This window comes from Pseudomonas sp. BP6 (genome assembly GCF_017875935.1).
Lineage (GTDB): Bacteria > Pseudomonadota > Gammaproteobacteria > Pseudomonadales > Pseudomonadaceae > Aquipseudomonas > Aquipseudomonas putida_Y.
This window is the reverse complement of sequence record NZ_JAGINI010000001.1, coordinates 4,102,781-4,122,685: the sequence shown is the minus strand read 5'-3', so window position 1 is coordinate 4,122,685 and position 19,905 is coordinate 4,102,781. Positions and strand designations below refer to the sequence as shown.

Sequence of the window (19,905 nt, the reverse complement as noted above, 5' to 3'; positions counted from 1 at the left end):
TGGCAGCGGAAGCTGTGGCCGGGTCAGTGCTGCAGGATCTTGCTGAGGAAGTGCTGGGTGCGCTGGTCGCGGGCGCTCTGGTCACCGAAGAACTCTTCCTTGGTGCAGTCTTCGATGATACTGCCCTTGTCCATGAAGATGACCCGGTTGGCGACTTTGCGGGCAAAGCCCATTTCGTGGGTTACGCACATCATGGTCATGCCTTCGTGGGCCAATTGCACCATCACGTCCAGTACCTCGCTGACCATTTCCGGGTCCAGTGCCGAGGTGGGTTCGTCGAACAGCATGACGATCGGGTCCATCGCCAGGGCGCGGGCGATTGCCACGCGCTGCTGCTGGCCACCAGAGAGCTGGCCAGGGTGTTTCTTGGCATGGGCACTGAGGCCTACACGGTCAAGCAGGGCCAGGCCTTTCTTGGTGGCTTCTGCCTCGCTGCGGCCCAGGACCTTGCGCTGGGCAATGGTCAGGTTCTCGGTGATGGTCAGGTGCGGAAACAGCTCGAAGTGCTGGAACACCATGCCCACTCGCGAGCGCAGCTTAGGCAGGTTGGTCTTCGGGTCGGCAATCGAGGTGCCATCGACCACGATGTCGCCCTTCTGGAACGGCTCCAGTGCATTGACGCACTTGATCAGGGTGGACTTGCCCGAGCCCGACGGGCCACAGACCACCACTACCTCACCTTTCTTGACCTCGGTGCTGCAATCGGTCAGTACCTGGAAGTCGCCGTACCACTTGTTGACGTTCTTGATGGAAATCATACGGTGATCCTTTTTTGCAGGCGCTTGACCAGCCACGAAGCGGAGAAGCTGATGATGAAATAGACGACGCCGGCGAAGATCAGGAACTCATGGGAGCGCCCGATGATGTCGCCGTTGGAGCGAGCCGAGTTGAGGAAGTCGACCAGGCCCACGGTGTACACCAGCGAGGTGTCCTGGAACAGGATGATGCTCTGCTGCAGCAGCAGCGGGGTCATCTTGCGGAAGGCCTGGGGCAGGATGATCAGGCGCATGGTCTGCGCGTAGTTCATGCCCAGTGCTTGTGCGGCGCCCATCTGGCCCTTGGAGATCGACTGCACGCCGGCGCGGACGATTTCGCAGAAGTACGCGGCCTCGAACATCATGAAGGCGACCACGCAGGAGGTGAAGGCACCCACCGGGGTATCTTCGCCGGTGATCCAGCGCAGCACGAACGGCACCGCCAGGTAGAACCAGGTGATCACCAGCAGCAGCGGGATCGAGCGGAAGTAGTTGACGTAGGCACCGGCCAGGTTCGACAGCAGTTTGCTCGACGACAGGCGCATCAGGGCCAGGATGGTGCCCAGCACGATACCGCCGATGACTCCCATGACCATCAGTTTGAGGGTCATGACCATGCCGTCCCAGAGGGCAGGCAGGGCGGGGATGATTTCGCTGAAATCCATTTCCATTTACTTGCCCCCCACGGAGATCAGGCCAGGCACGGCGACTTTCTTCTCGATCATGCGCATGAGCAGCATCAGGCCCATGTTCAGGGTGAAGTAGATCAGCGTGGCCAGGGTGAACGCCTCGAACAGGTTGGCGGAAAACTCAGCGGTCTGTTTGGTCTGCGCCAGCAGCTCCATCAGGCCGATCAGCGACGCCACCGAGGAGTTCTTGAACACGTTGAGGAACTCGGAGGTGAGCGGCGGAATGATGATCCGGTAGGCCTGTGGCAGCAGCACATTGTTGTAGATTTGCGGGAGGCTGAAGCCCATGGCACGGGCGGCAGCTTCCTGGCCTTTGGGCAGCGCCTGGATACCGGTACGCACTTGCTCACAGACGCGTGCGGCGGTGAACAGGCCCAGGCAGATGACCACGCTGATCAGTGCCGAAGTGGTCGGGTTGAGGTCCTGCTTGAACCATTCCTGCAAGCCTTCTGGCAGCAAGTCGGGTACCAGGAAGTACCAGATGAACAATTGCACCAACAGCGGTACGTTGCGGAACAGTTCCACGTAGGCGGTGGCGATACCCGATACCAGGCGGTTCGGCACGGTACGCATGACGCCGAGGAGTGACCCCAGCAGCAGCGCGATGATCCAGGCGGTGATGGCGATGGCGATGGTCCAGCCCAGGCCGGTGAAGTACCAGTCCAGATAGGTTTCGCTGCCCACGCCGGTGGACTTGAAGAACACGCCCCAGTCCCAGTTGTAATTCATCGGGATTTCCCCTCAGACGGTTGTTTCACGGGCACCTTCGAGCATCCGGGGGCGCAAGGCGCCCTCGGATGAAAGGTTAGACACTAATGAGTGGCCTGCAGAATTGATTCGTGCTTGTGAGCACCAGGCCACTATTTGCTGAGGATCAGGACTTCTTCTCGTCCGCGGCCTTGTCGGTCGGCTCGGCGATCAGTTTTTTCAGCTCTTCGCTCATCTCGAAGTTGAGGTTCAGACCTTTAGGCGGGATCGGCTGCATGAACCACTTGTCATAGCTCTTGTTGACTTCGCCCGACTTGAAGTAGGCAACGATGGCGTCGTCGACCGCTTTCTTGAACGCAGCGTCTTCCTTGCGCACCATGCAGCCGTAGATTTCATACGACTGTGGCGTACCGGTGATGACCCAGTCTTTTGGCTTGCGCGCCTTGGCCATTTCACCGGCGAGCAGGGCGTCATCCATCATGAAGGCCACGGCGCGGCCGCTTTCGAGCATGTTGAAGGCTTCACCGTGGTCCTTGGCGGAAATCACGTTCATCTTCATCTGCTTGTCGGCGTTCATCGCCTTGAGGATGCGCTCGGAGGTGGTACCGGCGGTGGTCACCACGTTCTTGCCGGCCAGGTCCGGGAAGTCTTTGTATGCAGGTTGACCGTCCTTGACCTTGGTCAACAGGCGGGTACCGACTTCGAAGATGCCGACCGAGAAGCCGACCTGTTGTTGGCGCTCGACGTTGTTGGTGGTGGAGCCGCACTCCAGGTCGACGGTGCCGTTCTGCACCAGCGGAATACGGGTTTGCGAGGTGACCAGGTTGTAACGGACCTTGATGTCCGTGCCCAGTTGCTTCTTCAGCGCGTCGACGACAGCCAGCTGGATGTCATGCGAATAACCGACGGGCTCGGGTTTGCCGGCCAGGTAGGAAAATGGAATGGAGGAGTCGCGGTGCCCCAGCGTGATGGTGCCCGATTCCTTGATCTTCTTCAGGGTGCCGGTGAGCTCCTCGGCCATGGCCGGCGAAGCGATGACTGCAGCCGCGATGGCTGCGCCCAGCAATTGACGAACGATACGCATCAAATTTTCCTCGACGTGTTTGTTTTTTTTATGGAGCCGTTGGCGGACTCTTCGTTCAACGAATACAGCAAGAAGCGGGTGCATTCGGCTACCAAGTGTAGAGCATGACTCGTGCCAAGCCCTGCTGTCGACCTTAAACCACTGGTATTGCTCGCGCTTGACAGTCTCGACCTCTCTCTGGGGTTCGTCAGGCCGAATAAACAGGGCTTGCTCGTTCGGTAATCCGAACGTTATCCGAGCGCATGGGCTGCCGCGCATCCCGGTATCGCTTGTGGTAACTATGCAGTGCGCGGCAAGGGCGCAGACGTAGTGTGCTCTCCTCTTTGTCTGGAGAGCTTCACAGATGTCACCGCACCAGCCCCCGAACGATTCCATCGATAGCCTGATTGCCCAAAACTTGCCTGGATGGCTAGTCGACCACGTGCAACCGGAAAGGCTCGATGCGTTACGTAACGCCCTGCGTCGCCAGGCGCACTGCAATGCGCGGCTTGGCCCGATCCTCCAGGCCATCCCTTCTTTGCAGGCCTACGCAGCAGAGTTGCTCAAAACGAAACTGCGCAAGAGCGGCCTCAGCAACCCGGACGTGACGGGCTGGAAGGTACGGGTCTCGCAGCGTCTGTTGCTGCCCAGCGCTTCGCCTGCGCTGCTGCGGCCTACCTATGTTCGCCGCTCCAGGCGGTCGTTGCTGGAGGCGGCGCTGCATAACTATCATCGCAGGGAGACACGCCCCGGGCTGATGCGCAGAGGGGAACTGGTCGATGGCAATGGTAACCGCCTGCCGATGAGCTTCCACGCGTTTGCCTCCGCGTGTCGCGAGGTCGATGCAGGTGGCAAGTACCAAGCGTTGCTCACGCACCATCTGCAGCCTGAAGACGGCCTGGAGGATGAACCGGGCCAGGCCATTTCCCGCTTGCACGGGCTGTTCGAAGCGAGTTTCAAGGCCCATTTCGAGGTGGCGATGCGGATCGCTGCGTTGAAACAGGACATTGACGAACGCACGTATTTTCTTCTGTTGCCACATATTGCCGAAAAACCGGTGGTGCCTGCGCTGGTTGGCACTGTGGTCCCCCGGCAGTTGTACCTGCTGGGCCGCCCGGTTCAAGGCGTGCTGGCGCTGGAAGTGCGTCCCTCAGCTGATGGCGCAGTGGCGTCGGTGGTGCTCTGGATACCCGATGACCCTCATCAGCCCGTCTCCCGTCATGCCAGCTGGGATGCACTCGACAAGTACCTCGGTAAGCGCTTCCGTGCGCCGGCCTATCGGCGCTTTTTCGCGCGCTTCATTACCGAGCGTGAGCGCATCAATTTCTATCGGGTATTGAACGAACGGGTCGCGCAGGCATCGACAGCCGGGGTGGAACTCGACGCCCGTTCTGCACCGATCGCTGACGCGCCGTTCGTACACCTGCGCCGGCAATACCTCGCCAAGATCAAGGATGACGCCAAGGTGCTCGCGGTGCCCACCGATGTCGAAGATGACGAAGACCGCGAAGCGCGCATGCAGGGCTACAAAGAGCTGGGTATGAATTTGCTGAGCGTGGCGGGGGCCTTCGTGCCGGTACTTGGCGAGGTGCTGCTGGTGGCAAACGCGGTTCAGATCGCTGACGAGGTTTATGAAGGATATGCAGATTGGCGCATAGGTGATCGCGAAGGGGCGTTGAACCACCTGTTCAACGTTGCCGAAAACGTGGTGGTCGGCGGGATGATCGCAGCCGGCAGCCAAGTGGCCGTGCGTGCCCTTGAGCGTCTGGCCTTTGTGGATGACTTGGCACCGGTGTGCACCTCCGCAGGCAAGGTCAAGCTCATGGCCATGGATCTACCGGGTTACGATGCCCAACCTTTGCGTGGTGTCGGCGCACAGGAATGGTTATGGCACCTCGATAGCGGCCGCTATCGGGTGATGGAGGACCCGCAGGATGGTCGCGCCAGGATCCTGCACCCTGGTCGTCCCAGCGCCTACCGGCCGGTGATCGAGCAGAATGGCGCCGGTGGCTGGCGCCATGAACTCGAAGCTCCCCAATACTGGGAAGGGCGGGCCAATCTGGTACGCCGCCTGAGTACGCCCCTGGCAGAGCTACCGGAAGCGACATGCGACTATCTGCTCCAGGTGACAGGGCTGAGTGAGGCGCAGATTCGCCGTTTGCACGTCGAACACATGGGTGCACCTGCACGATTGCTCGATGCCCTGGAGCTTTATCAGGCACATGCATTACACCCGGATTTCAGCGCGCCGCAACTGGCGCAGTACGTTGCTGCCCGGCAAGTGCAGCCCAATGGCATCGAGCGGATATTGCAGCGCACTTTCCCGGGCCTGTCGGCTCGTTGTACGCGTGAGCTGCTTCAGCAATGCAGCGGTGCGCAGCTCGATATGCTCAGCGCCGCGCAGCGGATCCCTTTGGCAGTGGCCGAGCGCGCACGATGGTCACTGCGCGAAAGCCGTCTGGACAGGGCCTGTGCGGGGTTGCGCCTGCCGCGTTGCGTCAATCCTGACACCGAACGTCTGGCTTTGGGCTTGCTCAAGCGTCAGCTGAAATGGCCGGACGCCCTGCGCATCGAACTGCGCGAAGGTAGCCCGAGTGGGCGGTATCTGGCCGGTATCGGCGCTGAGTCTGCGCAGGATGTACGGTGTATCGTGCGCCGCGGCGACGGCTACCGCTATGCCGGTCAAGGCGCATCCGGCCCCTACCTGGCGGCACTGCTGTCTGCGCTGGACGAGACGCACACAGCCGATCTCGGCGATGCTGCTGTCAGTCCAGGCGCCTTGGGCTCGTTGCTGATCGAGGCCGCTGCCGGTGATCGTACCCAAGCGGCTGAGCTCTGTGGCATGCCCCGTATGGGCGTTGGCCTGCGACCCCCGACCCGGTTGGGGGATGGGCGTATCGGGTATGCCTTGAGTGGGCGAGGGGAGAGCAGTCGGCGTGCCATAGGGCGTGGTATTCACCAAGTGTTTCCGACAATGACAGACGGGGAGCTACAAGCCTATCTGCTTGACCTCATGGAGCGGCGAGTAGGGTTGTGGGAGCACTACAGCCAGCTCACGGGGCAGTTGACGCTTCTGCGTCAGAGCCTGCGCCAGTGGCGCAGGGATGCCAGTAACCCACTGGACGCGCTACGCCGCCGCCGTGTTGCTACTGCCGTAAGGCGAAGCTGGCGGCGCAAGATAACCGACGAGGCCGGGGACTACGCGCTGATCATCAGCGGAGAGCGTATCGGTAGTCTGCCCGAATTACCGGAGGGCGTGCGCTTTGATCATGTGCGACGGCTGATCCTCAGTGACCTGCGCCTTGGTGAAATCAATGGGGACTTTCTTCGACGTTTTCCCAACCTGATTGAGCTCGACCTGTCCGGCAATCGCCTGACTGCGATCCCTCACGGCATTGAACATATGCCCCGCCTGCGGCAGCTAAACCTGCGCCGCAACAGCGTGATCATGGATGAGGCCGGTGAGTTGCGTCTTGCCGGAATGAGCGCGCTGCGGTACCTCGACCTCAGCCACAACCCGCTGGGAAGGGCGCCGGTACTGACGCGCCTGGGCAATTTGCGTGAAGTCAACCTGCGCTCTGCCGGCCTTGAGGCGTTGCCTGAGCGGATTTCATTTCGTGCCCACATAGACTTGCGTAACAACAACATCCGCACACTGCGCCGAGAGGTGCAGCAGCTGCGCCTGCAGGTGCACCAGTTGTCCTTGCACGATAATCCAATAGGCGAAGCTGACGCATTGCTGCTCGATGAGGCTCGAGGTGTAACCCCGGGGCAGTGGGGGTCTGCGTCCGCACGCCATCGCGCCATTGACAGTGATCTTTTCAACACCTGGGCCAACAGTACAGCCGACGCCGAGCGTGATCGCCAGCAGGCCATATGGACAGCGCTGCTTGAGGAACCGCAGTCAGATGGAATGTTTCGCTTTCTGGCAGACTTCGTCCACGGCGAGGACTTTGAACAACATCCAGGGCATTACCGCAGCCGTATCTGGCGGATTCTGGAAACGTGTGAGCAGCACGAGCAGTTGCGTCATCAGTTGTTTCTCGAGGCATCTGGCCGGCGCAGTTGTGAAGACCGCCTGCTGCTGTTGCTGGAGCAGATGGAACTTGGGGTTCTGGTGCTGCGCGCCGTCGAAGATGCTCATGGCAGTCGGATGGAAGCTCGTTTGTTAAGCCTGGCGCGTGGTTTGTTTCGCCTGGACGAGGTCGACCGTCACGCGACGTTGCACGTGCAACGCATGCATGCCGAGCACGCTCCACATATCGATGAAATCGAGACACGGCTTTTTTACCGACAGCGGCTTGCGCGTCCCTTGGGCTTGCCGATCGAGCTCGACGAAATGCATTACCCGGGTTTTGCAAACGTAACCACCAGCGACGTGCTGCGAGTCCAGGACGCGGTTTTGCAAAATGAGTCGACGGATGCCCTGATAGCCTCGTTGGCACAGCGGCCTTTCTGGGAGCAATACGCGCGAGAGTTTCATGCGCAGCGATTTGAAGAACTGGTACAGCCACTGCACCAGCGCATGGAAGCCCTGCAGGCTCAGGTAGATGAGCAAGTGATCAACGAAAGCGAGTTTCTGCAACGCTGTGAAGCACTGAAGGCTGATTACGATCGCAGCGAGCGGGCATTGCTGGCACGTTTGGCGCGTGAAGCCTATGAGCGCTGGGCGAATACGCCCCCTTGACGAATCAAGAGGGCTTCACCGTCAATATCAGGCTGCGCGACTATTCGCGCGCACCTTGCGGGCTTGCTGCAGATACGCCTCCAGAGCCCTCTGCTCCTGCGCGGTCAGCGACAGGCCCAGCTTGGTGCGACGCCAGATAATGTCAGCGGTTTGCTCTGCCCATTCCTCCTCCAGCAGGTAGTCCACCTCGCGGGTGAACAGCCCGGCCCCGATAGCCTGCCCGAGGTCCTCGGGGCCGTGAACGCCATCGAGCAGCCGCCACACGCGGCTGCCGTAGGTGAGCACCCAGCGTTTGGCCAGGTCAACAGGCAACCAGCCGCAACGTGCCAGCACGGCATCGATCAGCGCCTGTACCGTTGTCATGCCCTCTGCGCCCGGCAGTGGCGCACTGGCAGTCCAGGCGCCGCGCATCTGGGTGAAGAAGGGCTTGAGTTCAACCATGGCCGATTCGGCCAGCTTGCGGTAGGTGGTGAGCTTGCCGCCGAACACTGACAGCAGCGGTGCCTGGCCTTCCTCTGCCGAAAGCGCGAGTGTGTAGTCCCGGGTCACCGCCGAAGGGTTGTCCGACTCATCGTTGCACAATGGCCGAACGCCGGAGTAGGTATGCAGGATGTCGGCTGGGCTCAGTTGATGGTTGAAGTGCTCGTTGACCACCTTCAACAGGTAATGTGTTTCCTGCTCGGTAATGGCGACCATGGCCGGGTCGCCGCTGTATTCCCGGTCAGTGGTGCCGATCAGGGTAAAGCGGTCCAGGTACGGGATGCAGAAGACGATGCGCTGGTCTTCGTTCTGCAGAATGTAGGCATGTTCGCCTTCATACAGGCGCGGCACGATTATGTGGCTGCCCTGGATCAGGCGGATGCCGTAAGGCGCCTCGAGCTTGAGGTCGTCCTTGATGAAGCTGGCCACCCACGGGCCGGCGGCGTTGACCAGTGCGCGGGCATGGATCGTCTGGAGGGTGCCATCGGCGTGCTGCAGTTCTACCTGCCACAAGCCCTCTACACGTTCGGCGCGCAAGCAGCGGGTGCGGGTGTGGATATGTGCGCCTAGCTCACGGGCCGCCATGGCGTTGAGTACCACCAGGCGAGCGTCATCGACAGCGCAGTCGGCGTATTCGAAGCCGCGGGTGATTGCTGGCTTCAGCGGGTAGCCCGGGCCGAAGCGCAGGCTACGCGAGGCGCCCAGGCGCTTGCGCTTGCCCAGGTGGTCGTAGAGGAACAGGCCGGCGCGGATCATCCAGGCAGGGCGCAGGTGCGGGCGGTGCGGAAGCACGAAGCGCATAGGTTTGACGATGTGCGGCGCCTTGGCCAGCAGCACTTCGCGTTCAGCCAGGGCCTCGCGTACGAGGCGAAATTCGTAGTGCTCCAGGTAGCGCAAGCCACCGTGAATCAGTTTGCTGCTGGCTGACGACGTGTGTTGGGCCAGGTCGTCCTTTTCGCAAAGGAAGACCTTCAAGCCGCGACCAGCGGCGTCGGCAGCTATGCCCACGCCATTGATGCCACCGCCGATTACGGCAATATCATAGCAGTCGGCTGTTGGGGGCTGGGACGAAACTGGCTGGGACACGGGCAAGGCCTCCTGGTGCTGTTCATATCGAATATGAACATTAATGTTCGCTTTCGAAAATACTAGCGCAATAGAAAGCCGGTCGCTAGCCAGTTTTTATAGAAAAGACTGATCAAATGACAATAAAGTGAACATTTGTGAAAATTCAGGAGGATACGGCTTGGGTTCTGGTTGGGGCGCGCCTCTGCCTCAGGAATAACTGGCCCGAAACAGATGCAGGCGTTAGCTTCGCTGGCGATGCGCCGCGCGGACGGCGCCTGGTTTCACAGCCGCCACGAACCTGGCGGCATGCGCCCACAAGCCTTAAACCACCTCAAGCCTGATCTTGTTCTGGTTCAACAATTGGGTAAGGGGTGGGGTAGGAGCCTGGTCGGTCACCAGGCAGTCGACCAGGTCGATTGAGCCCAGACGTACCATGGCATTGCGCCCGAACTTGCTGGAGTCAGCCGCGAGAATCACTTGTCGGGCATTGGCAATGATGGCTTGCGACACGCGCACTTCCTGATAGTCGAAATCGAGCAGGCTGCCATCCTCGTCGATACCGCTGATGCCCACCAGAGCGAAGTCGACTTTGAACTGGTTGATGAAATCGACACTGGCCTGGCCGACTACACCACCATCTCGGCGCACCGTGCCACCCGCCACCAGCACTTCGAAATCGTCCTTGGCGGCCAGGATCGCAGCCACATGCAAGTTGTTGGTGATTACTTTCAGGTGGCTGTGGTTGAGCAGTGCCCGGGCAATCGATTCGGTGGTGGTGCCGATGTTGATGAACAGCGAGGCATGGTCGGGAATCTGTCGGGCCACGGCGTCGGCAATGCGCTGTTTTTCGTCGCGCATCTGGTCGGCACGCATGGCGTAGGCGGTATTTTCGATGCTCGAATCGTAAGCCGCACCGCCGTGGTAACGGCGCAGCAGGTTGAGCTCGGCAAGCTGGTTGATGTCGCGCCGGATGGTCTGGGGAGTGACAACGAATAGCTGCGCCATTTCCTCGATACTGACATAGCCGCGTTCGCGCACCAGTTCGAGGATTTGTTGTTGGCGGGGGGGCAGATTCATGGGCGGTCCTTTTGGGCTGCCGGACAAATTCTGCAATGATGCCGTAGGAAAGGGATGACGGCCAGTGGACGTTTGGGGCCGCATGGCGGCCCCAACAGGTATTATGCCTCGTGATCTTCCCAGTCACGGGTACGCTCGACTGCCTTCTTCCAGCCGGCATACAGCTTTTCTTTCTGCGTTTCATCCAGCTGCGGGCTGAACTCGCGCTCGATGATCGCCTTGTCGCGCAGCTCGTCCAGGCCGCTCCAGAAGCCACAGGCCAGGCCTGCCAGATAGGCGGCGCCCAGTGCCGTGGTTTCGCGCATCTGTGGCCGCTCCACGCAGGTGCCGAGGATGTCGGCCTGGAACTGCATGAGGAAATTGTTGGCCACTGCACCGCCGTCCACGCGCAGCTCGGACAAGCGCTGGCCGCAGTCCTGCTGCATGGCGTCGAGGACATCGCGGGTCTGATAGGCGATGGACTCCAATGCGGCGCGGATGATGTGGTCCACCTTCACGCCACGTGTCAGGCCGAACAGCGCACCACGGGCATACGGGTCCCAGTACGGGGCACCCAGGCCGGTAAAGGCTGGCACCAGATACACGCCGTTGCTGTCCTTGACCTTGCTGGCGAAGTACTCGGTATCCAGGGCATCGTTGACGATCTTCAGTTCGTCACGCAGCCATTGCACGGTAGAGCCACCATTGAATACCGCGCCTTCCAGTGCATAGGCCACCTCACCACGCGGGCCGCAGGCAATGGTAGTGAGCAGGCCGTGGGATGACTTCACCGCCTGGTCGCCCGTGTTCATCAACAGGAAGCAGCCGGTGCCGTAGGTATTCTTGGCCTGGCCCGGCTCCACGCACATCTGGCCGAACAGTGCCGATTGCTGGTCGCCGGCGATACCGGCGATGGCTATGCCGCTCTTGGTGTGGCCATACACTTCAGAAGAGGGGCGCACCTCTGGCAACATTTGCCGTGGGATGCCCAGGATCTCCAGCAGCTTGTCGTCCCACTGCAGGCTGTGGATGTTGAACATCAGCGTGCGCGAGGCGTTGGTGTAGTCGGTGACATGCACCTTGCCGCCGGTAAATTTCCAGATCAGCCAGGTGTCGATGGTGCCGAACAGCAGTTCGCCACGCTCGGCGCGTTCACGGGCGCCGTCGACATTGTCGAGGATCCACTTCAGCTTGGTGCCGGAGAAATACGGGTCGGTGACCAGGCCGGTGGTTTCACGAATGTAGTCTTCATGGCCGTCACGCTTGAGCTGGGCACAGATCTCGGTGCTGCGGCGGCACTGCCAGACAATGGCGTTGTACACCGGGCGCCCGGTTTCCTTGTCCCACACCACAGTGGTTTCGCGCTGGTTGGTAATACCCAGCGCGGCGACCTGGGCGTGGCTGATACCTGCCTGGGCCAGAGCCTCGACCATGGTCGCGCTTTGTGTGGCGAAAATCTCCATCGGGTCATGCTCGACCCAGCCCGCCTGCGGGTAATGCTGTGCGAACTCGCGCTGGGAGGTACCCACAACATTGGCGTCACGGTCGAAAATGATCGCCCGCGAACTGGTGGTGCCCTGGTCCAGGGCGATGATGTAGTTCTTATCCTGGGTGTCTGTCATGGTCGTAGGCCTTGCAAGAATAGAGGGTCAGGGCTGTGCGTGGTGGCAGCATCAATTGGCTTGAGTATCGCCCTGGCGAATGTCATTTGTCTCAGGGATCGCGGCGGGCGCTAATGGCAGGTTGCGTGCAATAAGGCCGCGATAGCCAGCTGCACCCAGACAGGCGCCCAGGATCGGTGCAAATACCGGAACCAGGAAATAAGGAATATCCCGCCCGCCAGTGAAGGCGATTTCGCCCCAACCGGCCAGGAATGTCATGAGTTTTGGCCCGAAATCACGGGCCGGGTTCATCGCAAACCCCGTCAATGGGCCCATCGCGCTGCCAATCACCGCAATCAGCAGGCCGATCAGCAGCGGGGCCATGGCGCCGCGCGGCAGGCCGTTGTTGTCGTCGGTCAAGGCCATGATCACGGCCATCAGGATGGCAGTGATCACCACTTCGACCAGAAATGCCTGGCTGGTGGACAGCGACGGGTGCGGGTAGGTGGAGAACACCGAGGCCAGCTCCAGGCTGCCTTCGCTACCGCGCAGCATGGCGTGGGCTTGTTCGAAATCGAAGAACAGGTTGCTGTACAGCGTGTAGACCAGTGCGGCGCCACAGAATGCGCCGCATACCTGGGCCAGCATGTAGAAGGGCAGCTTGCGCTTGTCGAACCCTGCGAACAGTGTGAGGGCGATACTCACGGCTGGGTTCAGGTGCGCACCGGAAATACCGGCGGTGAGGTAGATGGCCATGCTGACGCCCACGCCCCATATGATACTGATTTCCCAAAGCCCGAAGCTGGCGCCCGCGACCTTGAGGGCGGCGACGCAGCCGGTACCGAAGAAGATGAGCAGGGCGGTGCCGAGAAATTCGGCCAGGCATTGGCTGGACAGTGTGGGTTGGCGCAGAGCAGTCGTCATGTATGACCTCGTTTTTTTTGTTGTGAGGCGCGTGGCGCTCGACAGCAAAACCCGGTGTCTATCCCCATTGACCCCGGGTGATGTAGGAAATGCACCTTAAATGTGCATCGCTTATTCAGAAACGAAAAAATATAGACAAGAAACGCTGATGTCAAAGGTCGAAAGTGAACGGTCAGTCACGATATGGCCGCTAGAATCAGCTGCGGATCCTCGTACTAGAGGTGCGCTATTGCTGTCCGCTGGCTGGGATGTAGGAATTGTCCTAAAGTAGCCGCCGAGTCATCCCTGACTGGAGCCCTTGCATGACCCCCGCCCTAGACCTGTTGAAGAAGCACCGTGCCGAGCATCGCGTGCACAGCTATGAACATGACCCGAAATCGGCGTCGTATGGCCTGGAGGCGGCGGAAAAGCTCGGGCTCGACCCGCAGCAGGTGTTCAAGACATTGCTGGCAAGCAGCGAGAAAGGGGAATTGCTGGTAGCGGTTGTGCCTGTGGTGGGCACCCTGGACCTCAAGGCCCTGGCCCATGCTGCCGGGGTGAAGAAGTGCGAGATGGCCGACCCGGCGGCGGCGCAGCGGGCGACCGGTTACCTGGTGGGTGGCATCAGCCCGCTGGGGCAGAAGAAGCGCCTGCGAACCTTTATCGATGACTCGGCGCAGAGTTTTGCAACTATCCATGTCAGCGCCGGTAGGCGTGGCCTGGAAGTGGAGTTGGCAGCGGCGGTGCTGGCGGAGCATACGCAGGGCACGTTTGCCGGGATCGGTCGAGGCTGAGAGCATGGGGCCGCCAAGCGGCCCCATGGCGCTGAAGTCAAGTCGCCGAACTGTAACGACGCACGCCATTCTCCTGGCGTGGCAACTGTGCCGCAACGCTACCCGGTACAGGGAATAGCACGAGGTGATCAGCCTTCACTGCAATCTCCACGTTCTCACCGACCTCGTGGTCGTTGTGGCTAGGGAAGATCGCTTCCAGCTGGCTACCGGTGGGCAACTGCAAGCGATAGAGCGTCGATGCGCCGAGGAAGCTCTTGCCAATGATGTTCGCCAGTAGCGCGCTGCCTGGCGCATGCACGATATCATCCGGGCGCAGCAGTACATCCACCGAGCTGCCCGGCGCCATGATGTAGGCGCGGTTACCACGCAGTTCACCCACTTCGGTATTGACCGCCTCGTGGCTGCTCATTTGCCCACGGATGAAGTATCCCTGGCCGATGAAACTCGCCACGAATGGCGTCTGCGGTTCGTGGTAAAGGTTGTAGGGCGTGTCCCACTGTTCCAGACGACCTTCCTTGAAGACGCCAACCTGGTCGCTGACGGCAAAGGCCTCTTCCTGGTCATGGGTGACCAGAATGGCGCTGGTACCGCGGCTTTTGAGAATGTCGCGAACCTCATGGCTCAGGCGCCGGCGCAGCTCCACGTCGAGGTTGGAGAACGGCTCGTCAAGCAGCAGCAGTTGCGGCTCGGGTGCCAGCGCCCGGGCCAGGGCGACACGTTGCTGCTGGCCGCCAGACAGCTCATGGGGGTAACGCCCGCCCAGCCCGCCGAGTTTGACCAGTTCCAGCATCTCTTCGATGACGGCGGCCTGGCGTGGGTGTTTGGCGATACCAAAGGCAATGTTCTGCGCAACGGTCAGGTGCGGGAACAGCGCGTAGTCCTGAAATACCATGCCGATGCGGCGCTTTTCCGGGGCCAGGGTGAAGCCGGCCCGGGAAATGACCTCGCCGGCCAAGTGGATCTCGCCTTCGTGCACCGGCTCGAAACCGGCGATGGCGCGCAGGGTGGTGGTCTTGCCACAACCGGATGAACCCAGCAGGCAACCGATGTCGCCTGCGTTCAGGTGCAGGTTGAGGTTCTGGACGATGCGCTGGTCGCCATAGCCACAGGCGAGGTTGCGCAGGTTGAGCAGTAGGGGTTGACTCATGCGTGGTGGTAAGCCGGTTCTACAAGGAATTCGAGAAGCGCCTTCTGTGCATGCAGGCGGTTTTCAGCCTCGTCCCAGGCGACCGAACGTGGGTCGTCGAGCAGGTCCTGGCTGATTTCCTCGCCACGGTGGGCGGGCAGGCAGTGCATGAAGAGGACATCGGGTGCCGCCAGGTCGAGCAGTTCGCGGGTGACCTGGTAAGGCGCGAAATGCGCCAGGCGCCGTGCAGTTTCCTCCTCCTGACCCATGGAAGTCCAGACATCGGTGACCACCAGGTGTGCATCACGCACGGCTTCCCTGGCATCACGGATGATCTGCACGCGGTCACCGCCCAGTGCCATGAAACGTTGATCCGGCTCATAGCCTTCGGGGCAAGCGATGCGCAACTTGAAATCGAACTGCCTGGCGGCTTCGATGTAGGAGTTGCACATGTTGAAGCCATCGCCGATCCAGGTCACGGTCTTGCCTTGAATCGAGCCGCGGTGTTCAACAAAGGTCTGCATGTCGGCCAGCAGTTGGCACGGGTGCGATTCGTCGGACAGGCCGTTGATCACTGGCACGCGCGACTTGGCGGCGAACTCGGTCAGGGTGCTGTGGGCGTGGGTACGGATCATCACCACATCAACCATGCTCGACAGCACGATGGCGCTGTCACCAATCGGCTCGCCGCGGCCCAGCTGTGTGTCGCGAGGCGACAGGAAGATGGCCTGGCCGCCGAGCTGGATCATGCCGGCCTCGAAGGACACACGGGTACGGGTCGAGGACTTCTCGAAGATCATGCCCAGTACACGGTTCTTCAGCGGTTCGAACAGCACGCCTCGCTTACGCAGGTCCTTCAGCTCGATGCCGCGGCGGATCACCCCGAGCAATTCGTCGGAGGTGAAGTCCAGCAGGGAGAGAAAGTGCCTAGCGTTCATGATTGACTACCTTATCTGCAACGGTATGCAGGTCGACCGTATGGTTTTTTTGACAACGGGAGTGACCTGCGGCGTAAGCCGCACGGGGCGGACGAAATAGGGAAAGGCGCAATACTATAAGTAAATGTCGCCTGAAGCCAAGGGGGGAAAAGCGGCCTGATCGCAAAGGGTGTTGCAAAGGGTGTCTTTGCCCGTCGGCCCGTGCTGTTCTTTATTTGCTACACAAGGTTGTACACGGCTTGCCGGCAATTTGGCAAATGGCTGTCGTAAATCGTGCGCCTGATGTCGGTGGATTCACACGGCGAAGCGCACTGGCCGCAGGCAGGGGGCGGGCGCATAGTCACTGTTCGACAACAACAAGGCAGAGGCGGCCATGACCAAGACCCTGCATCACCGTGCCTGTCACCTGTGCGAAGCGATCTGCGGGCTCAACATCGAAGTCAGCCATGAGCAGGACGGGCGGGCCCTGATCAGCTCGATCAAGGGCGACCCACTTGACCCGTTCAGCCGTGGCCATGTCTGTCCCAAGGCCGTGGCGTTGCAGGACATTCAGAACGACCCGGATCGCCTGCGTCAGCCACACAAGCGAGTAGGCGAGCATTGGCACGCCATTGGCTGGGATGAGGCCTTCGCACTGGCTGCCGAAAAACTGTGGGCGGTCCAGCAGGCCCATGGGCGCAATGCCGTGGCGGTCTACCAAGGCAATCCGAGTGTGCACAATTACGGCTTGATGACCCACAGCAACTACTTTCTGGGCCTGCTCAAGACCCGTAACCGTTTCTCTGCCACTTCAGTGGACCAGTTGCCCCAACACCTGGTCAGCCACTTGATGTATGGGCATGGGCTGCTGCTGCCGATTCCGGACATCGACCACACCGGGTTCATGCTGATTCTTGGCGGCAACCCGCTGGCCTCCAATGGCAGCATCATGACCGTTCCGGACGTGGAGAAGCGCCTGAAGGCCCTGCGGGCGCGTGGTGGGCGCCTGGTGGTGGTTGACCCTCGGCGTAGCGAAACGGCGGCAATGGCTGACCGCCACTTGTTCATTCGCCCCGGTGGGGATGCAGCCCTGTTGTGCGGCTTGCTCAACACATTGTTCGAAGAAGGCCTGGCTCGGGGCTCACACTTGCCGGTCAGCGGCCTGCAGCAGGTGCGCGAGGCTATTGCGCCGTTCAGTGCCGAGGCCATGAGCGCCCAATGTGGTATTGCTGCAGCGGACATCCGCCAGCTGGCACGCGACTTCGCCGCTGCCGGGCAGGCCGTGTGCTACGGCCGCATGGGCGTCTCGACCCAAGCATTTGGCACTCTCTGCCATTGGCTGGTGCAACTTGTGAACCTGGTGACCGGCAACCTCGATCGCAGTGGCGGCGCGTTGTGCACGGAGCCTGCCGTCGACTTGGTGGCAACCACCTCGGGTGGCCATTTCAATGCCTGGCAGAGCCGTGTGTCGGGCTTGCCCGAGTACGGCGGCGAGCTGCCTGTGGCGGCCCTGGCGGAGGAAATGCAAACACCGGGCGAAGGGCAGGTGCGCGCCCTGGTGACAGTCGCCGGCAACCCTGTGTTGTCCACACCTAACGGTCGCCAGCTGGATGCGGCGCTGGAGGGGTTGGAGTTCATGCTCAGTATCGATCTCTACATCAACGAAACCACCCGCCATGCCGACCTGATCCTGCCCTCTACCACCGCGCTGGAAAACGATCATTACGACAGCACCTTCAACCTGCTGGCGGTGCGCAACGTCACGCGCTTCAACCGGGCGATCCTGGCCAAGCCGGAGGGGGCACTGCATGACTGGGAGATTTTCGTCGGTCTGGCGCAGGCGTTTGCCAAGCGTGCCGAGTTGGAGTTGAAGCCGACCTGGTCGCCTGCGCAGATGATTGATCAAGCCCTGCGCAAAGGGCGCTACGGTGAAGCAACGCGTTGGCAGCTTTCCCTGGCAACACTGGACGATCACCCGCACGGGCTTGACCTGGGGGCGTTACGCAGCAACCTCGCTGGGCGGCTGGCGACTGCCAGCAAGGCTGTCGAAGCAGCCCCGCAGGTTTTGCTCGACGACCTGCACCGCCTGGCGCAAATGACGCCCCCGGCGCCGGGCGAACTGCTGCTGATCGGGCGCCGCCATGTGCGCAGCAACAACTCGTGGATGCACAACTTCCATCGCCTGGTGAAAGGCAAGCCACGGCATCAGTTGTTGATGCACCCGCAAGACTTGCAGCAGCGGCACCTGCAGGATGGCCAGCGCGTGCGCATCCGTTCACGTACTGGCTCACTGGAGGTCGAGGTGCAGGCCTGCGAGGACATGATGCCCGGTGTGGTCAGCTTGCCCCATGGCTTTGGTCATGGTCGTCAGGGTGTGCGCATGCAAATCGCGCAGGCGCAACCTGGCGTGAGTGCCAATGACCTGACCGATGAGCGCTTTCGGGACCAGGTATCCGGAAACGCTGCGCTCAATGGCGTACCTGTGCAGGTCGAGGCCGCTTGAGGAACGGCAAGGCCGAGCACGGCGCTCGGCTTTCCGTTACAATGCGACACCGTGCCGACGACTGTGTCGGATAGTTCAGCCGAGGTGCTACATGGATATCATCGAAACGATCAAAGAGCAGATTGCCAACAACACCATTCTGCTTTACATGAAAGGCTCGCCGAATGCCCCGCAATGCGGCTTCTCTGCGCGTGCATCGCAGGCCGTGATGGGTTGTGGCGAAAAGTTCGCCTACGTCGACATCCTGCAGAACCCGGAAATTCGCGCCAACCTGCCAAAATACGCCAACTGGCCGACCTTCCCGCAATTGTGGGTAGCCGGTGAGCTGGTTGGCGGCAGCGACATCATGCTGGAAATGTTCGAGAACGGTGAGCTGCAAACCCTGATCAAGGAAGCGGCTGCCAAGGCCAAGGCTTCTGAAGCCTGATCTTCCGGCAAGCATGAAAAAACCCGCTGATCGCGGGTTTTTTCATGGGGCGAATATTTATTCTTCGCCCATCTGCGACTGCAGGTAGTTCTCGATACCGATCTTGTCGATCAGACCCAGTTGGGTTTCCAGCCAGTCGATGTGTTCTTCCTCGGACTCGAGGATATCTTCGAGCACGTCACGGGAGCCGAAGTCGCCAGCGGTTTCACAATGGGCGATGGCTGCCTTCAGGTCGACCAGGCCTTGCTGTTCGATCTTCAGATCGCACTCAAGCATTTCCTTGGTGTGCTCGCCGATCAACAGTTTGCCCAGGTCCTGAACGTTAGGAATACCTTCGAGGAACAAAATACGCTTGATCAGTTTGTCAGCGTGCTTCATTTCATCGATGGATTCTTTGTACTCGTGCTTGCCGAGTTTGTTCAGCCCCCAATCTTCGTACATGCGTGCGTGCAGGAAGTACTGGTTGATCGCGACCAGCTCGTTTCCGAGGATCTTGTTGAGATGCTGGATGACGCTTACGTCGCCTTTCATGTCGGGTTCCTGCCCTGTAGAAGTGTGTCAATCCACTGAAGTTTGAGCCCGATACTTAGGTGTGTCAAACCTAAGTTCTTGAATAATAAGTGAAAATTAATAGGAATAAGAATGTTTGTGAACCGCGTTGCACCGCTAACTTATTGAATTTCAGGCATAAAAAAACCGGACACCAGGTCCGGTTCTTGAAATTCTGGGTTCAGGCAGCGGTAAATTCGACGGGGTAGGGCAGGGCTGCCTGGCTGACCTGAAGCTCGGTCAGGGTCTCGCGGACCACCTGCTTGGCCACGCAGGCGCATTTCCCACACTGGCTGGCGACATTGGTGGCGGCTCGCACTTCCTTGTAACTGCAGCATCCTTCATAGATCGCATCGCGGATCTGTCCGTCGGTAACGCCGACACAAAGACACACATACATAAGGGCTGACCATCGCTGGTTGGGTCGATGGGTTGGAGCTTAATGGTAATGAGAATGCTTGTCAAAGATCTTTCTGAGAGGGCTGTGCTTGAGCGACCGGTGGTCGCTTTGTCGACGGAGTCGGCCTGTCATGAGAAGCCGTGTATGATGGTCGGCCTTTGTTGGATGTCGGGCAAGCT

Annotated in this window: 16 protein-coding genes; 4 read left to right on the top strand and 12 right to left on the bottom strand. The window is 60.4% G+C overall.

Annotation, left to right across the window (positions count from 1 at the left end; translation table 11 throughout):
• Positions 1–23: 23 nt before the first annotated feature.
• From J3A98_RS18720 to J3A98_RS18705, 4 genes are all read right to left on the bottom strand, one after another.
• Positions 24–758 carry an amino acid ABC transporter ATP-binding protein gene (locus tag J3A98_RS18720; RefSeq protein ID WP_012273899.1) on the bottom strand — a complete coding sequence of 245 codons (735 nt, stop codon included), beginning with the start codon at positions 756–758 and terminating at the stop codon, positions 24–26.
• Entirely contained in the window at positions 755–1,426 is a 672-nt protein-coding gene (locus tag J3A98_RS18715; protein ID WP_021781957.1) for an ABC transporter permease subunit, read from the bottom strand. The genes J3A98_RS18720 and J3A98_RS18715 overlap by 4 nt, the downstream gene beginning before the upstream one ends.
• Positions 1,427–2,173 (bottom strand): amino acid ABC transporter permease, encoded by a 747-nt coding sequence (locus J3A98_RS18710; RefSeq protein WP_209967726.1) that lies wholly within the window; start codon positions 2,171–2,173, stop codon positions 1,427–1,429.
• Between the two features lie 145 nt (positions 2,174–2,318).
• On the bottom strand, positions 2,319–3,236 hold the full coding sequence (locus J3A98_RS18705) for a glutamate/aspartate ABC transporter substrate-binding protein (RefSeq protein ID WP_209967724.1): 918 nt from the start codon (positions 3,234–3,236) through the stop codon (positions 2,319–2,321).
• Between the two features lie 343 nt (positions 3,237–3,579).
• Here J3A98_RS18705 and J3A98_RS18700 point away from each other — a divergent pair, with 343 nt between their 5' ends.
• On the top strand, positions 3,580–7,902 hold the full coding sequence (locus tag J3A98_RS18700) for an NEL-type E3 ubiquitin ligase domain-containing protein (protein ID WP_209967722.1): 4,323 nt from the start codon (positions 3,580–3,582) through the stop codon (positions 7,900–7,902).
• A 27-nt stretch (positions 7,903–7,929) separates the two neighbouring features.
• Here J3A98_RS18700 and glpD read toward each other — a convergent pair whose 3' ends face one another.
• The 4 genes from glpD to J3A98_RS18680 form a co-directional block, all read right to left on the bottom strand.
• On the bottom strand, positions 7,930–9,468 hold the full coding sequence (gene glpD / locus J3A98_RS18695) for a glycerol-3-phosphate dehydrogenase (RefSeq protein WP_209967720.1): 1,539 nt from the start codon (positions 9,466–9,468) through the stop codon (positions 7,930–7,932).
• 303 nt (positions 9,469–9,771) lie between these two features.
• Positions 9,772–10,527 (bottom strand): DNA-binding transcriptional repressor GlpR, encoded by a 756-nt coding sequence (gene glpR / locus J3A98_RS18690; RefSeq protein ID WP_176683657.1) that lies wholly within the window; start codon positions 10,525–10,527, stop codon positions 9,772–9,774.
• 101 nt (positions 10,528–10,628) lie between these two features.
• Positions 10,629–12,128 carry a glycerol kinase GlpK gene (glpK, locus tag J3A98_RS18685; RefSeq protein WP_060495345.1) on the bottom strand — a complete coding sequence of 500 codons (1,500 nt, stop codon included), beginning with the start codon at positions 12,126–12,128 and terminating at the stop codon, positions 10,629–10,631.
• Positions 12,129–12,179: 51 nt separating this feature from the next.
• On the bottom strand, positions 12,180–13,031 hold the full coding sequence (locus J3A98_RS18680) for an MIP/aquaporin family protein (RefSeq protein ID WP_176683656.1): 852 nt from the start codon (positions 13,029–13,031) through the stop codon (positions 12,180–12,182).
• Positions 13,032–13,333: 302 nt separating this feature from the next.
• Here J3A98_RS18680 and ybaK point away from each other — a divergent pair, with 302 nt between their 5' ends.
• A complete protein-coding gene (gene ybaK, locus J3A98_RS18675) occupies positions 13,334–13,804 on the top strand; it encodes a Cys-tRNA(Pro) deacylase (RefSeq protein WP_176683655.1) in 471 nt (156 codons plus the stop codon).
• Between the two features lie 37 nt (positions 13,805–13,841).
• Here the strand turns inward: ybaK and J3A98_RS18670 are convergent, their stop codons facing one another.
• Positions 13,842–14,951 (bottom strand): ABC transporter ATP-binding protein, encoded by a 1,110-nt coding sequence (locus tag J3A98_RS18670; RefSeq protein ID WP_209967717.1) that lies wholly within the window; start codon positions 14,949–14,951, stop codon positions 13,842–13,844.
• Positions 14,948–15,868, bottom strand: coding sequence for an ornithine carbamoyltransferase (gene argF, locus J3A98_RS18665; RefSeq protein WP_176683653.1), 921 nt, complete (start codon positions 15,866–15,868; stop codon positions 14,948–14,950). Before argF ends, J3A98_RS18670 begins: the two co-directional genes overlap by 4 nt.
• A gap of 373 nt (positions 15,869–16,241) precedes the next feature.
• Between argF and J3A98_RS18660 the strand changes: the two genes are divergently transcribed.
• Positions 16,242–18,350: a molybdopterin oxidoreductase family protein gene (locus J3A98_RS18660; RefSeq protein ID WP_209967715.1), complete on the top strand. Its 2,109-nt coding sequence runs from the start codon at positions 16,242–16,244 to the stop codon at positions 18,348–18,350.
• Positions 18,351–18,441: 91 nt separating this feature from the next.
• A complete protein-coding gene (grxD, locus tag J3A98_RS18655; RefSeq protein ID WP_021781969.1) occupies positions 18,442–18,777 on the top strand; it encodes a Grx4 family monothiol glutaredoxin in 336 nt (111 codons plus the stop codon).
• A 57-nt stretch (positions 18,778–18,834) separates the two neighbouring features.
• Here grxD and bfr read toward each other — a convergent pair whose 3' ends face one another.
• Both bfr and J3A98_RS18645 read right to left on the bottom strand, forming a co-directional pair.
• Positions 18,835–19,308, bottom strand: a complete 474-nt coding sequence (bfr, locus tag J3A98_RS18650; protein ID WP_003254948.1) for a bacterioferritin — start codon at positions 19,306–19,308, stop codon at positions 18,835–18,837.
• Positions 19,309–19,507: 199 nt separating this feature from the next.
• Positions 19,508–19,726 carry a bacterioferritin-associated ferredoxin gene (locus J3A98_RS18645; RefSeq protein WP_003254947.1) on the bottom strand — a complete coding sequence of 73 codons (219 nt, stop codon included), beginning with the start codon at positions 19,724–19,726 and terminating at the stop codon, positions 19,508–19,510.
• Positions 19,727–19,905 lie beyond the last annotated feature (179 nt).

What these genes read in the sequence shown, in the direction of transcription:
- glpK (WP_060495345.1), bottom strand. Translation starts at nt 12,128, where the DNA reads ATGACAGACACCCAGGATAAGAACTACATCATCGCCCTGGACCAGGGC.
- J3A98_RS18710 (WP_209967726.1), bottom strand. Translation starts at nt 2,173, where the DNA reads ATGAATTACAACTGGGACTGGGGCGTGTTCTTCAAGTCCACCGGCGTG.
- J3A98_RS18660 (WP_209967715.1), top strand. Translation starts at nt 16,242, where the DNA reads ATGACCAAGACCCTGCATCACCGTGCCTGTCACCTGTGCGAAGCGATC.
- J3A98_RS18645 (WP_003254947.1), bottom strand. Translation starts at nt 19,726, where the DNA reads ATGTATGTGTGTCTTTGTGTCGGCGTTACCGACGGACAGATCCGCGAT.
- argF (WP_176683653.1), bottom strand. Translation starts at nt 15,868, where the DNA reads ATGAACGCTAGGCACTTTCTCTCCCTGCTGGACTTCACCTCCGACGAA.
- J3A98_RS18720 (WP_012273899.1), bottom strand. Translation starts at nt 758, where the DNA reads ATGATTTCCATCAAGAACGTCAACAAGTGGTACGGCGACTTCCAGGTA.
- ybaK (WP_176683655.1), top strand. Translation starts at nt 13,334, where the DNA reads ATGACCCCCGCCCTAGACCTGTTGAAGAAGCACCGTGCCGAGCATCGC.
- glpR (WP_176683657.1), bottom strand. Translation starts at nt 10,527, where the DNA reads ATGAATCTGCCCCCCCGCCAACAACAAATCCTCGAACTGGTGCGCGAA.
- grxD (WP_021781969.1), top strand. Translation starts at nt 18,442, where the DNA reads ATGGATATCATCGAAACGATCAAAGAGCAGATTGCCAACAACACCATT.
- J3A98_RS18670 (WP_209967717.1), bottom strand. Translation starts at nt 14,951, where the DNA reads ATGAGTCAACCCCTACTGCTCAACCTGCGCAACCTCGCCTGTGGCTAT.
- J3A98_RS18715 (WP_021781957.1), bottom strand. Translation starts at nt 1,426, where the DNA reads ATGGAAATGGATTTCAGCGAAATCATCCCCGCCCTGCCTGCCCTCTGG.
- J3A98_RS18705 (WP_209967724.1), bottom strand. Translation starts at nt 3,236, where the DNA reads ATGCGTATCGTTCGTCAATTGCTGGGCGCAGCCATCGCGGCTGCAGTC.
- bfr (WP_003254948.1), bottom strand. Translation starts at nt 19,308, where the DNA reads ATGAAAGGCGACGTAAGCGTCATCCAGCATCTCAACAAGATCCTCGGA.
- J3A98_RS18680 (WP_176683656.1), bottom strand. Translation starts at nt 13,031, where the DNA reads ATGACGACTGCTCTGCGCCAACCCACACTGTCCAGCCAATGCCTGGCC.
- J3A98_RS18700 (WP_209967722.1), top strand. Translation starts at nt 3,580, where the DNA reads ATGTCACCGCACCAGCCCCCGAACGATTCCATCGATAGCCTGATTGCC.